General features: G+C 41.6%; 15 protein-coding genes and 1 tRNA gene. 6 read left to right on the forward strand and 10 right to left on the reverse strand.

From position 1 onward, the window contains the following. Nucleotides 1–3 precede the first annotated feature (3 nt). Both prpE and ACFSMW_RS02180 read right to left on the reverse strand, forming a co-directional pair. Entirely contained in the window at nt 4–744 is a 741-nt protein-coding gene (gene prpE, locus ACFSMW_RS02175; protein ID WP_390352624.1) for a bis(5'-nucleosyl)-tetraphosphatase PrpE, read from the reverse strand. A gap of 91 nt (nt 745–835) precedes the next feature. Beyond that, complete coding sequence (locus tag ACFSMW_RS02180) at nt 836–2,014, reverse strand: FtsW/RodA/SpoVE family cell cycle protein (RefSeq protein WP_390352626.1); 1,179 nt, start codon at nt 2,012–2,014, stop codon at nt 836–838. A gap of 403 nt (nt 2,015–2,417) precedes the next feature. Here ACFSMW_RS02180 and mgtE point away from each other — a divergent pair, with 403 nt between their 5' ends. Both mgtE and ACFSMW_RS02190 read left to right on the forward strand, forming a co-directional pair. Continuing rightward, complete coding sequence (gene mgtE / locus ACFSMW_RS02185) at nt 2,418–3,740, forward strand: magnesium transporter (RefSeq protein ID WP_390353885.1); 1,323 nt, start codon at nt 2,418–2,420, stop codon at nt 3,738–3,740. Nucleotides 3,741–3,953: 213 nt separating this feature from the next. Further along, on the forward strand, nt 3,954–4,460 hold the full coding sequence (locus tag ACFSMW_RS02190; protein WP_390352628.1) for a CotO family spore coat protein: 507 nt from the start codon (nt 3,954–3,956) through the stop codon (nt 4,458–4,460). A gap of 118 nt (nt 4,461–4,578) precedes the next feature. On the opposite strand, the gene ACFSMW_RS02195 is transcribed toward ACFSMW_RS02190, so the two are convergent. Beyond that, nucleotides 4,579–5,064: a CotY/CotZ family spore coat protein gene (locus ACFSMW_RS02195; RefSeq protein ID WP_390352629.1), complete on the reverse strand. Its 486-nt coding sequence runs from the start codon at nt 5,062–5,064 to the stop codon at nt 4,579–4,581. A gap of 202 nt (nt 5,065–5,266) precedes the next feature. Here ACFSMW_RS02195 and ACFSMW_RS02200 point away from each other — a divergent pair, with 202 nt between their 5' ends. The 3 genes from ACFSMW_RS02200 (at nt 5,267) to ACFSMW_RS02210 (ending at nt 6,345) form a co-directional block, all read left to right on the forward strand. Beyond that, on the forward strand, nt 5,267–5,605 hold the full coding sequence (locus ACFSMW_RS02200) for a hypothetical protein (RefSeq protein WP_390352630.1): 339 nt from the start codon (nt 5,267–5,269) through the stop codon (nt 5,603–5,605). 153 nt (nt 5,606–5,758) lie between these two features. Continuing rightward, nucleotides 5,759–5,974: a hypothetical protein gene (locus ACFSMW_RS02205; protein WP_390352631.1), complete on the forward strand. Its 216-nt coding sequence runs from the start codon at nt 5,759–5,761 to the stop codon at nt 5,972–5,974. A 116-nt stretch (nt 5,975–6,090) separates the two neighbouring features. Next, nucleotides 6,091–6,345: a hypothetical protein gene (locus ACFSMW_RS02210; RefSeq protein WP_390352633.1), complete on the forward strand. Its 255-nt coding sequence runs from the start codon at nt 6,091–6,093 to the stop codon at nt 6,343–6,345. On the opposite strand, the gene ACFSMW_RS02215 is transcribed toward ACFSMW_RS02210, so the two are convergent. The 4 genes from ACFSMW_RS02215 to ACFSMW_RS02230 all read right to left on the reverse strand — a co-directional run bounded on the left by ACFSMW_RS02215 (nt 6,342) and on the right by ACFSMW_RS02230 (nt 9,029). Then, nucleotides 6,342–7,064 (reverse strand): DUF421 domain-containing protein, encoded by a 723-nt coding sequence (locus ACFSMW_RS02215; RefSeq protein ID WP_390352635.1) that lies wholly within the window; start codon nt 7,062–7,064, stop codon nt 6,342–6,344. The two genes, ACFSMW_RS02210 and ACFSMW_RS02215, sit on opposite strands and share 4 nt — an antisense overlap. A gap of 129 nt (nt 7,065–7,193) precedes the next feature. Next, nucleotides 7,194–7,643, reverse strand: coding sequence for a GNAT family N-acetyltransferase (locus ACFSMW_RS02220; RefSeq protein WP_390352637.1), 450 nt, complete (start codon nt 7,641–7,643; stop codon nt 7,194–7,196). Continuing rightward, nucleotides 7,640–8,158, reverse strand: coding sequence for a YjcG family protein (locus tag ACFSMW_RS02225; RefSeq protein WP_390352638.1), 519 nt, complete (start codon nt 8,156–8,158; stop codon nt 7,640–7,642). The genes ACFSMW_RS02220 and ACFSMW_RS02225 overlap by 4 nt, the downstream gene beginning before the upstream one ends. 139 nt (nt 8,159–8,297) lie before the next feature. Further along, complete coding sequence (locus ACFSMW_RS02230; protein ID WP_390352640.1) at nt 8,298–9,029, reverse strand: alpha/beta hydrolase; 732 nt, start codon at nt 9,027–9,029, stop codon at nt 8,298–8,300. Nucleotides 9,030–9,248: 219 nt separating this feature from the next. On the opposite strand from ACFSMW_RS02230, the gene ACFSMW_RS02235 reads away from it, so the two are divergent. Continuing rightward, entirely contained in the window at nt 9,249–10,001 is a 753-nt protein-coding gene (locus ACFSMW_RS02235; protein ID WP_390352642.1) for an alpha/beta hydrolase, read from the forward strand. Between the two features lie 89 nt (nt 10,002–10,090). On the opposite strand, the gene ACFSMW_RS02240 is transcribed toward ACFSMW_RS02235, so the two are convergent. The 3 genes from ACFSMW_RS02240 to ACFSMW_RS02250 form a co-directional block, all read right to left on the reverse strand. Continuing rightward, nucleotides 10,091–11,908 (reverse strand): ABC transporter ATP-binding protein, encoded by a 1,818-nt coding sequence (locus ACFSMW_RS02240; RefSeq protein ID WP_390352644.1) that lies wholly within the window; start codon nt 11,906–11,908, stop codon nt 10,091–10,093. Further along, the gene (locus ACFSMW_RS02245) at nt 11,898–13,628 is read right to left on the reverse strand and encodes an ABC transporter ATP-binding protein (protein ID WP_390352646.1); all 1,731 of its coding nucleotides are present in this window, start codon (nt 13,626–13,628) and stop codon (nt 11,898–11,900) included. The genes ACFSMW_RS02240 and ACFSMW_RS02245 overlap by 11 nt, the downstream gene beginning before the upstream one ends. 205 nt (nt 13,629–13,833) lie before the next feature. Beyond that, nucleotides 13,834–13,906: transfer RNA gene (locus ACFSMW_RS02250), tRNA-Val, on the reverse strand. Between the last annotated feature and the right edge of the window lie 173 nt (nt 13,907–14,079).

Raw genomic sequence — 14,079 nt, forward strand, 5'->3', positions numbered from 1 at the left:
GATTCAGCCTTCAAATACGGTGAACTTATCCGGAACATAGGGTTGCCTCGATGGAATGGAAACAATTTCTTTTTCAGGCAGTCGAAATGCCGATAAAGCATTACCGAACACACACCCGGTATCGATGTTGATTGTATGGTTGACCTGCCGCGGTGTTTTGACAGGAGTGTGTCCATAGACGATCCAGCGCTGACCATGGTAATCTTTTGCCCAGTCAAGTCTGACGGGCATTCCCCGATAATCGAATTTTCCAGTGGGCTCGCCATACAGCACAAAAGATTTTGTTTTTTTATCATGCCGTCCGATGTACGACGCTTTGATACCTGCGTGAGCGACTACCACATTGACCTCAGGCAATTCCAGATAAAGCGGAGCATTTTCATATATTGTCATGAACTGTTGCCGGATGGTCTGTTGTTTCTTCCTTGGCTGCTGCTGTAATTCTGCTACTGTTGTTTCTAATCCATGGGCAATTTGGACTGGATTGCCAAGAAAGTAACGATAAAGTTTGTTACAATGGTTGCCTGGAACGTACATCGCTTTTTGTTGTTCCAGGAGATGATAGACAAGCGAAATAGTTTGGACTGAGTTTGGTCCGCGATCGGTGATATCCCCCAAGAAAACAGGAATTCGCCCTTCATCATGGAGGTAGAGGCCGTTTTCCTGCTTGTAGCCCAAATCGAAAAACAGATGAATCAGTTCGTCGTAACAGCCATGTATGTCGCCAATAATATCGTATTTCAACTGTTTCACATCCTTTTTATATCAACTGTAGTTTCCCTCGTAGAAACAAAGGCATGCATCCGATACATTCATTATCGGTGCATGCCTTTGTTTAAAACATGAATTTTCTTGTTCTGGAATAGACGTTCAAGGCAATGCCGATAGCGACCAAATATGTCAATGTGGAACTGCCTCCATAGCTAAGAAATGGAAGTGGCAGTCCTGTGATTGGCAAAATTTGAATGGACATACCGATATTTTGGAAAATCTGATAAGAAAACATTCCAATCAAACCTGTTACCAGATAACTGCCATATCTGTCATTGCTTTGTATAGCGATATAGATCAACCGGTAAATCATCAAGAAAAATAATGCAATCACAAAGCTTGCTCCAATGAAGCCAAATTGCTCGGAAATTCCTGTGAAAATCATGTCGGTATGTCGTTCGGGTACGTTAACCTGCAGATGCGACATGCCCTTACCGAATAATTCACCAGATCCAATCGCTTGCATGGCCAGGATGAGCTGATATCCCGAATCAAGATATTTTTCGGGATCCATCCAGCCATAAAATCTGCTGGCAACATGGTTGAACACGGATTGCTCAAAAAAAGCGGAGAGCTTATCGGGAATCAAATAGTAAGCAGTCACTATCGATCCGATGGCGAGTGCAGCAGCAGTAATGATTGGCAATATGATTTTCCACTGTACACCTGAAACTAGAATCATGGCGCCGCTGATGGCCGATAGGACTAAGAATCCCCCCAAATCAGGCTCTACAGCTACTAGACCAGCTGGAAGCATCGTCACTAATGCTATTTTTATGATGAGCCAGATATCGCTTTTTAGGGTCTGTTTCATGTATTTTTGATGGTGATTATCAATAACATGTGCGTTAGAAAGCACCAGAATGACCTTCATGATTTCTGAAGGCTGCAACGTACCCAGAATCGGGAATTTGAGCCAGCTGACTGCATCATTCGCTTCAATGATGAGTGGACCAGGAAAACGAAAAAACAGCATTAACAGCAAAATGATACCAAAACCGTAGATCCACCAAGTCAGTTGTTTAAAGCGGTCATAATCGATAAGCATGATAAGTGCTATAAAACCGCCACCAACAACATACCAAATAGCTTGTTTCAGTAAAAAGTGGGAGTTGTCATACTTAGCTGGTAAAAAAGGCGCGATTGAATAAAGTGTGAAAAGGCTGGTGGCCCCAAGCAGGACAATGATTCCCACCAGTGTGTAGTCAATGTTTATATTAGAATTGGAAGATTTATTATTCATAGGGAGAACCTTGCTTTCTATAATTTTGCTTTTCGTTATAACAACAAAAAAAGACATATAGCTTCGATGTTTTCTGCGAAAGCTATATTTGCCTTTTAAATAAATTGCTTTGCCTCTTAATAGTGTACACGAAAACTGTTCATTTTTTAAGTGCTTACGTATGGAAATTACAAGCCAAACAGATCGGCTTTAAAAATTTGGCTAGATTTGTGGAATACGGTATGGTATAAATAGTAGTGGATTTTCAATAACGATAAAGATGTGACGAAAAAAGCAATTTTATCATAGGATGCATACGGAAGTGTTTTGTCCATCTTTATGGTTCCATATTGAAAAAAGAAAAATCGAAAGGAGGGTGTTTTTATTGGAAAATAATCAAACACAGCTTTCAAATATCCAGAATATGCAAAAAGCATTGAACGAAGGTGATATCAACTTATTCAGGCAATATTTTCTTGATGGGCATCCATATGATCAGGCAAGCTTTTTTAAGGAGCAGCAGGAAGAAAACAGGATGAAAATCTACACGTTTTTGTCTCCTGAGGAAACTGCTGATTTGATGGAGCACATTGAACTGAATGATACAGAGGAGTATTTCTCTGAAATGGATCCAAGATTTGCCTCATCGGTGCTGGCCGAAATGGCAACAGATGACGCAGTAGACATTCTGAATGAGATGGAAAAGGAAAAGGTGGCCAGTTTCCTGACGATCATGGATAAGGAAGCCACTGAAGAAATTAAGCAGCTGTTGCATTATGAAGAAAAGACAGCCGGAAGTATCATGACGACTGAATTTGTCGCACTTCATAAAACAAGTACGGTTGCTGAGACCATGAAGCAGTTGAAAGAAGAGGGGCCGGATGCGGAGACGATTTATTATCTGTACGTGGTCGATGCGGATAAGCGTTTAGCAGGAGTGCTCTCATTACGGGATTTGATTATCGCTGATGAAGATACCCTCATTATGGATTTGATGAATGAAAAAGTCGTATATGTGACAGTTGGAATGGACCAGGAAGAAGTAGCCCAGATGATGAGAGACTACGATTTTCTTGCCGTACCAGTAATCGATTTTCAAAAACACTTATTGGGGATTATTACTGTCGATGATATCCTGGACGTCATCGATGAAGAAGCAAGTGATGACTATTCGAAGTTTGCAGCAATCACTGATGTTGATTCGACTGCGGAAGAAAATCCGCTTAAGGCAGCAAAAAAGCGGCTTCCATGGCTTATTATCCTGCTCTTTTTGGGGATGTTTACAGCCAGCCTGATCAGCTTGTTTGAGGACACGATTGCTCAGGTCGCTTTGCTCGCGGCGTTCATTCCAGTTATTGCGGGCACCGCCGGAAATTCGGGAACCCAGGCACTCGCTGTTGCTGTCCGCGGCCTGGCTACGAGCGATTATGGAGCCGGGGGAAAGATAAAATTAATGTTCAAGGAAATAGGAACAGGGATGATTACGGGAGCAGTTTGCGGTATTGTGGTTACATTTGTCATATTTTTATGGAAGGGCGAACTTTTTCTAGGGTTGTTGGTAGGACTGACACTGCTTATTACAATCACTATCGCAACGCTTTCGGGTTCAGTCATCCCGATTGTCATGGACAGGATGCATATTGATCCAGCTGTTGCATCAGGCCCATTTATCACAACCATCAATGATGTGATTTCAACGATGATTTATTTTGGTTTGGCAACATTTTTTATGCAGCTTTTACTATAAAAGCGTGTCATGATGTTCTCCCCGAATAAGCCGGATTTTCTACTCCGGCTTTGGGCGGGACCACCTGATGCGTTTTTTTGTATATGTACTATAGAATGGAAATGGGCAAGGGAAATTTACTAAAACTGAGTGATCAGCCGTGGCAAAGCCGAACACATTTTGTTCTTGGGTTCATATAATATGTTGAACAGCGGAACAAAGGAGAGAGCGCTTATGTCTGGTAAAAAAAACAAGTTTGCACGAAAGCCTTTAATGTATATACAACAGCCATCCATTAGCAGCCCGAAAGCGAAGATGCAGCATTCCTATCAAACTTCCCGAAAGTCGGCGCGTAAGCAAGAACAGAATACGCTGCCACAATCAGCTCAGGATAAATCTGTTACCAAACGGACTAGCAAGAGAAAGCCAGTCACGTTGGAACAAAACGAAACCAGTGCAGAGAATAAAGAAGTAATGCAGCAAGCTGAAACAGAAAACCCCGCACCAATGGAAGAAAAACCAAGTTTTCAGGATATGACCCTGGAGGAAAAAATAGGGAGATTGACAAAATCAACAACACATATGATCCCCAAAATGAGGTGTGCGGTTGAAACGCCAGGTAGAACGTACCGAGGCATTATTACGGATTATGCGGAAGCAATCGTGTATATGCAAGTAAATCGTAAATTAGTGAAAATCCCCTTTGAGGAGATCAAGGATATTCGCATGCTGGGCTTTTGATAAAAAGAAAACACCATTGAAAGCAGGAAACTCCTTTTCAATGGTGCTATTTTCATTGGGAAAAAACGCCTGATTATCTATGACTTTTCTTCCCAATGAAGGTATTTCTTGTTGAAAATTAGTTATTGAACAACGAGATGGCAGGCAAGCAAGTTATATGGCAGAAGCAGCGCAAGTTCACCGTGATACAGATACCGGTTGCTTCCAAATCAGTCGTGTTTTGCTCGCATGGGCTTTTGAATCCGCAATCTTCTCCTGGGCAGGCAATCAATTCCAAAACGGCGCAGTCATCTGCAAGCACTTTTTTTGCACGGAATACAAAGCTTGATACAAGACAATCAAGCCCGCTAGGTGTATCCGCGTCTGGAAGAGCCCCATAACCTTGAAATGGTTTGCAGCCATCTTTACAGTACAAAATGATCGGAACAGTGTCCAACCCGTTCCCTGGTTCTGTTTCTCCCAGTAAATCGTTGATGGATTGTTCACAGCTAGTCGTACAGCAATTTTCTACAACATCATTTTGTGCATCGACGATTTCCTGTACGATGTCGACTACACAGCTTCCTGATGGTGAGATTTCTCCTTTTTCACATCCGCAACCCATGAATGAATTCCCCTTTCAAATGTTTATTGACTTATCTGTCCCTACTAGACTATGTACAGAGTAAATGATGGTGTGGGCAGGCGTTGATGTTTATGAAATATTCGTCTACGCAAAAGGAACGATCTGCCAGGGCTGATGTCTATACACGAATGACCTAATGTTCATAGTATGTTAAAGAATAAAATGAACAGAGGTGAGAAAAATGTCCGAACAGGACCAAGAAAAGAAAGAAGTGCATGTTGATAAGCTGACCATTTATGCTGACCAAATTTTCCTGGAGGGATCCAGAGTGCATAGAGGGGATTCATTTTTCTTTGGATCAAGAAAGAAAGAAGAAGCTGCTGAAATAGAAGATGACACAAATCAACCTATACGAAGACGGTATAACCCATTCCTTAATGATGCTGTATTCAGGCCAAAGCCGTTTAGGGAAGCGGAGCTTAAGGAATCTGGTTCAACAGAAGAACTGAATGACCAAAATCAAGTGATGGATGCTGGAAACGGCCAGGCAGAACCGCATCGTCCATTTTGGCTGAGATAAGCCTCTGAAAAGCTTCTGCATGATCATTCGCAAAGCAGCTGCCAATCAGCTGCTTTTTATGTAGAGGCTATCACTATGAAAGGATGAACTGGAGAGTCAGTGCTAACAGTATGAGTTTAGTGACTCATATGGATAGGGAGGTTATCTGCAAAAATGGCAGGAGAAAATAGCAAAAAATCGTTGCCGTTGCAAAAGAGAATGGAAAACTTGGAACGCCAACTTCAAAAGCACGAAGAAATGTTTGATCGCCATGAGAAAAATATCAATGAACTGGAAAAAAACATGGGGGAATGGCATACGGATTTTTTGAAGGAAACAGGCGGCGTTGCGGATTTCATGCGGGACTTGGAAAAAAAATTCGAAGGATAGTTTCATTTTCACGATAAAAGGGTAAACAAGAATAGGAAATTTTTTTTGCAAAGCGACAGCCAAAAAGTATTTGTAACTTTCGAATTATATAAATAAAGCAGGATGGAGGAGAAGACATGGGCTATATATTGCCGATCCGTTTTGAACAATATGAAAATTATCAACAGTGTATCAGCAACAGAACAAAAGACAAATATCCTATCGAAAAGCCCTTCAAAACAATATTAGAAACACAATATGAAGAGGTGAAGGGTGCAGTCCCTGAACAAAGGAAAAACCATTCTGAGGCACTTGACCGGCATAATCAGCAGATCAGCCAGTCATATGCTCAGTTTACAGGGAAAGGAATTCATTTTAGCGGAATAGTTTAATCTGAATCATCACGTTTAGCTTGCTCAACGTAAGGCTGAACATATAATTTCTTGTTTTCAGTGTACTCCGCGTACAATACATCCTCTACGTTGGAGAAATTTTGGCGCTGCAATTCCTGATACAGCCATTCTTCGGTCAGATTTTTTTCCCTAAGTGTATCGTGAATGATTTCACCATCTGAGATAATGGTTGATGGCAAAAATACAGGATCTGGATAGACATTCAAATCCTTTTTATTCGGGGTTTGATACGGTGCCTTTTTCAAAATGGAAAGCTGGCCGTTCGTTTCCAAAATTGCATACTCGACTTCTTGTACGGAAAAAACATCTTTATTGCGCAGCATATGCTGGAGTTGATCGATATCGACGCGGTTTCTTTTCAGTTCTTCAAAAATGATATTTCCATTATGGATGAGTATAGAAGGTCGTCCTTCCAGAAAAGAACGCGTCCCTTTAAATTTCATTGTGATGATTTCCACTATGTAGAGCATTCCGCCCCAAATTAATACAAGAAATGCGATTTCAGTGATCCCACTGTTTTTATCAAACAGGGCGGTCCCGACAAGTTCCCCTAATACGACAGCAGAAATGAAATCAAACGGAGTAAGCTGTGACATATGTGTTTTTCCCAATACCTTTGTTAAAACGAAAAGCGCGATGAAACCGAAAACAGAATCAATGAACATAAAAACATATTTCATTATCACTTCTAATTTCACTCTCCTCCTGACTCACTACGATTAGACTGCCCAAATCAGAGCCAGTCATTCGCAACAGGGAACCGAGACAAAGAAAAAAAGAATCCGGCCAAATATGGCAGATTCTTCATTTAGTAAGATGTGCAGAATTTAACATGCTGATTCAGCTTGTTTAGTGGAAAGTTCTTTTACCATGGAAACATGTGGAATGCCTGCGTCCATAAATTCCTCTGAAACAACTTTATATCCGAGCTTCTTATAAAAGCCGAGTGCATGGGTTTGCGCATGCAGCTCTGCTTTATGAATATGCTGGTTAGCAAGTTCTTTTTCCATTGCAGCAATCATTTGTTTGCCAAGAGACTGATTCCTGTAATCTTTGTGGACACAGATACGTTCTAGTTTACCGTGGTCGCCAATGATGCGGAATCTGCCTGCAGCGACAGTTACGTCATCTTCCACCCCGATGAAGTGAGTGGCCGTCTGATCGAATTCATCCAATTCGATTTCAGGAGACACATGTTGTTCTTCAACAAAAACCTTCATGCGGATGTCGAAAGCCTGTTTCAGTTCAGCTTCGGACGTTACTTTGATGATGTTCATACGAATTCCTTCCCGAATACGAACGTTTCATATACTGTCCACGAACCGTTGTCCAGTTGATACAATAATTGGAAACGATCGACTTCATCACCAAGATCATATTTTTTCATCTTCAAACTTCCAAATACATCAGAGTACTCTTGGTCGACCAGATCCTGCGCTAACGTGATATGCGGCACAAATGGATGATCTGCATCATCGGAAAATTTACCGCTATGCAGCTTATCAAACAGTGTTTGCAATTCTGGTGACGGGTTGATCTTCAAGTATATTGTATTAGAAATCGGTGCGAAAGAACTGACCTTATTGATGGTGATATTGAATGGGTCCGTCTCATTGGCGATTTTCTTCAATTCGGGAATCAGGCTCTCAATCTCAGCATCATCTGCTGTGAAGCTTTCCTTTAAAGTAAGATGTGGAGGAATCAGCGCATAATGGGAATCATAGCGTTTTCTGTATGAATTTACTTCATCTTGGATTTGCTTGCTTGGAAAATATGCGATACCATATTTCATTTTTGTTTACCTCCTGTTTTTAATGAAATCATTTGATCTGTAAAATAAATATATTTAAAAGCATGATTGGTACTTACTATTATAACAAAAAGAACCGTTCTTGCAGTAATATTTATCGAACTGTTTCAAAAAATTCAAATCAGTCTGACCCAAACATGGTAGTCAGTGCATTTGATAAGTCATTTTGCCAATATTTCCAAGTGTGCTCGCCCTCAGGCAATTCACGATAGTAATAGCTGGTATTCTTCGCTTGAAGCGCATCGTGCAGCCGTCTGTTTGAAGCAAGAAAATCAGCACGCTTGTTATCTGTCATTGTCACATCTGTTTCAGCGGTACCGATCGTATGATAAATTTTCAGACCATCCATCGCAGGTGCATCCTTTACGGCTTGCAACACTTTTTCATCGACATAGGGAGACTGCATAATGATTTTTCCGAATGTGTGTGGATACTTCAGGGCTGTCATCAATGCGATGGTTCCCGCGAGCGAATCTCCCAATAGCGCGCGTGTCTGCCCCATTAAGTAGGTGGGGAGCAGATCATCCAGGAAGGGAACGACCTCCTTTGCCAAAAATTTAACATAGTTATTTTGTTCCGCACCATCGGGATGGTATTTTTTTCTGCGGTCAAATTTATCTTTGTAGTGAATTCCGGCGAAAACAGTGTTTTCCATTTTTCGAGCTTCATGCAGCCTGTCACTGAAGGTTGCTGCTCTTCCAAGCTGATAGTAATCGTTGCCATCCTGCATGATGCATAAATTTTGTTTATATAGGCTTGAATAATTTTCTGATTGGTAGATTTTCAGTGTCATAGTCTCCTTTAAATAGACACTGTCTATCTTATGTTCTGTCATTTTACCTTTTCTGCGCAAAAGATTCACCTCTAATACAACTTTCCCACTTGGGAAACACGGTACACCTGACGGGAAGAAGTTATTTATGAAAATCGTACCATGAAATGACAAAAAATGCACTGCCGGGGGCAGGCCTCAATGTTGTAACGTGGTCAGCAAATGGGATTATTCGAGAATCAATCGTAAATTTCTGATAGAATGAAAGTAGATAGACAGAACATTTGGAGGAGGATGGCAATGTCAGATTTTCAGGTAATGGAGGAAGCAGAAGCGTTTTATTTTAAAGGTAATCATATCGGTGTCCTTGTCATTCATGGTTTTACCGGCTCAACGCAAAGCATGCGCTACTTAGGCGAGCAATTTGCGAACCAGGGATTCACTGTATATGGACCAAGGTTAAAGGGTCATGGTACTGCTCCAGAGGATATGGAAAAAGCTACCCATCAGGATTGGATTGATTCCGTGGAAAATGGTCTGCAAAAATTGAAAAATACATGTGATCTGATTTTTATAACGGGTCTTTCTATGGGTGGTACATTAACATTATATCTGGCTGAAAATCATCCTGATATCAGAGGAATCATGCCAATCAACGCAGCCGTAGAGATGCCGGAGCTGAAGCTGCAGTATGAACAGTTGAAAGATACAAATACAAGATTCATTGCAGGAATCGGTTCAGATATTAAGCAGCGCGGGATCAAAGAATTGGCTTACGAAAAAACACCAGTGAGATCGATGGGAGAAATCATCAAACTAACTGAAATGGTGAAAAAAGATCTAGGTAAAATCACTGCACCTGCAATGGTTTTCTCGTCCGTGGAGGATCATGTCGTTCCTCCGGAGAATTCCAGGGATATCTTTGATTCGATTCAATCTAAAAATCGTGCTTTGATTATGCTTGATAATAGTTATCATGTGGCCACGCTTGATCATGATAAAGCATTGATCGCCGAAAAATGTATTTCATTTATAGATGCTTTGAAGAAGTGAGGGAGGCGATCCCGAGCAGAATTAACAAAGCGTGATGCCAAACCACCTTGTTTGGCATCACGCTTTGTTCGGTTATTGTGTGTTTTATGTTATCCTGCCGATTCCTGGAGCTGGCTATGGTAAAGTTCATAATAATCGCCTTTTCTTTCCAGTAATTCTTGATGGCTGCCTTGTTCCACTATCTTTCCGTGGGCCATCATGATAATTTTATCTGCCTGCTGGATCGTGTTCAATCTGTGAGCGATAATGAAACTTGTTCTGCCAACCATCAATTTTTGCAATGCTTCCTGGATATGCAATTCCGTTATGGTATCAATATTGCTCGTCGCTTCATCTAAAATCAGTATTTCTGGCTCGGCGATAAAAGCTCTTGCAATTGCCAGAAGCTGCCGCTGTCCCTGGCTGATTCCGCTGTTTTCCTGATCTAAAACTGTATCATAACCTTTTGGCAGCTGCATGATGAAATGATGGGCATTAGCTTGTTTTGCTGCATTGATTACTTCCTTATCCGTCGCATGCAATCGGCCATAACGAATATTCTCCCTTACTGTGTCGTGGAAAAGAAAAGAATCCTGGAGCACAAAACCAAGGTGGCTGCGCAAGCTTTTCCTTGTGATTTGTTTTAAATCCCTGCCATCAAGCGTTATTTTTCCCGAATCATAATTGTAGAATCGGGCAATCAGATTGATGATGGTTGTTTTTCCAGCACCAGTGTGTCCGACAAAGGCAATTGATTCACCTGGATGAGCGGTAAAGCTGATACCTTTTAAAATCGGAGTTTTTTCATATGCAAATCCAACATTCTCAAATTCAATTTTGCCATTCGTTTTTGTCATTTCCATCGCGTTCGTTTCGTCGGTTTCTTCCTGAGTTTCATCAATGACTTGAAAAACACGTTCCGCACCTGCGATAGCAGAGAGAAGGATGTTGAATTGGTTGGACAGTTCATTCAGGGGTCTGGTGAACTGTCTGGCGTATTCGGTGAAAATGACAATGATCCCGACCGTTACAATACCTTTAATGGCCAACAAACCGCCGACCAGAGCAATCAGCCCGAAACTTAAGAAATTGAGCATATTCATCACCTTGGGAATACACCCCGAGATGGTTTGGGCCCAGAAGCCTGCATGGCGTAAACGGCTGTTGCGTTCGTCAAATTCACTCAACACCCGGTCTTCTTGAGAAAATGCCTTGACAACGTGCTGGCCGGAAACAATTTCTTCTACGTAACCGTTCATCTCTCCAATGTGGCTTTGCAACAGTTTGAATAATGGACCCGTCCGATTTGTGATCCAACGGATGGACACAAGCATGACAGGGATGATGACCGCTGTGACAAGTGTCAGCAGCGGGCTAAGCGTAAGCATGACAGCAAGCGTTCCGACTAATGTAAGCACACTGGAAATAATTTGGATGACCGACTGATTCAAAGTGTTATTGACATTGTCGATATCATTGGTTACGCGACTCATCAATTCACCATGTTGTCGCTTGTCAAAATAAGCGATTGGAAGAAGGTGGAATTGTTTGAACAGTTGCTCCCGCAATGTATACACTGTGTTCTGAGCAATGCCTACCATCCAATAGTTCTGTAAGAAAATGGCTAGCGAATTGCCCAAATAGATGGAAATCAGCCAAATGATCAAAACAGCGAGACCTTTCGTTTCTTTTGTCACGATAAATTGGTCTATAGCGCTTCCGATTAAATAGGGTCCCAACAATCCAAGTACTGTACTGCTGATAACCATAAGTATTACCAATGTAAGCCAGCCCTTTTGTTTGGTTAAATATCCACTCAGGCGTTTGACCGTTCCCTTGGTGTCTTTTGCGCGTTTTTTCTGCACAGCAATTTCTTCTACAGCAATTTTGTCGTATTGAAAGGGCGCTTTCAGTTTATCACTCAGCATGCATATGCTCCTCTCCCAGCTGTGAGGCAGCTATCTCTCGATAAAGCGGTGATTTTTCCAGTAACTGTTCATGTGTGCCCTGAGCACTCAGCTTGCCTTCATCTAACAGAAATATCCTGTCTGAGCGAATGGCCGTTGAAACTTTTTGTGTAATGATCAATGTCGTACAATGGTATTTTTCGATAGCTTTTAAGAGTCTCGATTCTGTTGTAAGGTCCAATGCGCTTGTACTGTCATCAAGCATCAGTATTTTGGGCTTGCGGATCAGTGCACGTGCAATCGAAATACGCTGCTTTTGCCCACCCGACAAATTGACTCCCTTTTGCCCGATTCGGGTTTCATACTGGTTAGGCAGTTCAAGAATCGTTTCATGAATTTGAGCATCCTTGGCAGCTTGTATAATTTCTTCTTTGCTGGCAAAGTTTTTCCCCCACGCAATATTATCTGCTACGCTGCCGGTGAACAAGAGGGGAGATTGTGGTACATACCCAATTGCCCTGCGTAAATGCTTCAATTTAAAATCGTTAATTTGTTTATCATCAATTTCAATGATTCCCTTCATTGGCTCATATAAATGGGGGATCAATTGAAAAAGTGATGTCTTACCGGCGCCAGTCGCACCGATAATAGCAATTTTTTCTTTTCCTTCGATGGTAAAGCTCAAGTCATGCAGCACGTGTTTGGTTGATTTGGAATAAGCAAATGTCACATGATGAAACGCAATTTGTCCATGTTGAATATGTAGCTTTTCGTCGGCATATTCTGCATCCAGTATATCCCTATTCGAGCTGAGCACGTGGTTGATTCGTTCTGCAGATGCCTTGGCCCGAGAAAATCCCATAATGATAAAGGTGAACATGGAAATGGACATCGATACACGCATTGCATAGTTAATGACAGCTACCACGTCACCAACAGCAATTGTTCCTGCTATGGATTGCTTGTGCCCAAACCATAAGATGAACAGCAAGCTTACATTCATGATAAAAAGCAACACAGGCATAGAAGATTCCACAAAACGGACCGTATGGCTCGTGACGTCTGCCAGTTGCCGATTGGCTTTTACAAATCGTTTTTCTTCATGGTTACGCCGGAAAAATGCCTTGATCAGGCGCATGCCAGCCAAATTTTCCTGCATTACCATGTTGACGTTATCAACTTTATGCTGGAGGTTATCAAAATAACCGGATGCTTTCTTGAATATCCATAACAAAAATATAATCAATAAAGGTACCGTGATAATAAAAATGGATGCAAGCTTCACATTGACGATGAAAGCCATGACGACACCGCCGATAACAAGCAGCGGAGCCTTAGACATGATGCGCAACACCATGAAAATCGTATTTTGCACTTGTCGGACATCATTGGTAAATCGTGTAACAAGGCCGGAAGTAGGAAACATATTCAAATTGGCTACAGAAAAAGATTGCACCTTTTCAAATAATTTTTTCCGAATGTCATACGAAAAACCATAGCTTGTGTGTGATGCATAGAAGGAATTGATGATACCGGCGATAAACGCAAGAAACGCCATCCCGATCATGATGCTGCCCCACATCAGAATATTATTGATATCCTGATGGACGACCCCGGCATCAATCATTTTCCCAAGAAAGAAGGGCAGAAGTAGCTCAACGAGCAATTCGACCATCGTCAGACTGAATGCGATGGTCATGTGTAATCTATATGGACGCAAAAAAGCAAGCACATGTTTCACGCGGAACCCCCCAAGTTGTCAGCAGGACCTTTCATTTGTTATTAATTATAAGCTAATTTTAAAGGTGATACCAAAAGATTGATTCGAGACTAGAAACATTTAGGGGGGCAGTATTGATAACCACTTGTTAACAATGTGGGCAAAAAAATCTTCATAGACCAATAAAGCGACTCCTGAAATGTTCAAGAGTCGCTTTATATCAAGATGATTCCGATTGGGCTCGAACCAACGACCTCTACCCTGTCAAGGTAGCGCTCTCCCAGCTGAGCTACGGAATCGTATGTAGTTGTCCAACACAATTTATTATAGGCAGATTTTGCTTATAAGTCAATAACAATTTGAAAATATTTTCCCCAAACACTTATCGATGTTTCGAAAAACGTTTCCATCAGGTGCAATACTTGATGGATGGGAGGGTTCACCGTTTTCGTGGCACAAGGGGAAAAATGCT

Source organism: Tigheibacillus halophilus (assembly GCF_042683165.1).
Taxonomy (GTDB): domain Bacteria; phylum Bacillota; class Bacilli; order Bacillales; family Amphibacillaceae; genus Tigheibacillus; species Tigheibacillus halophilus.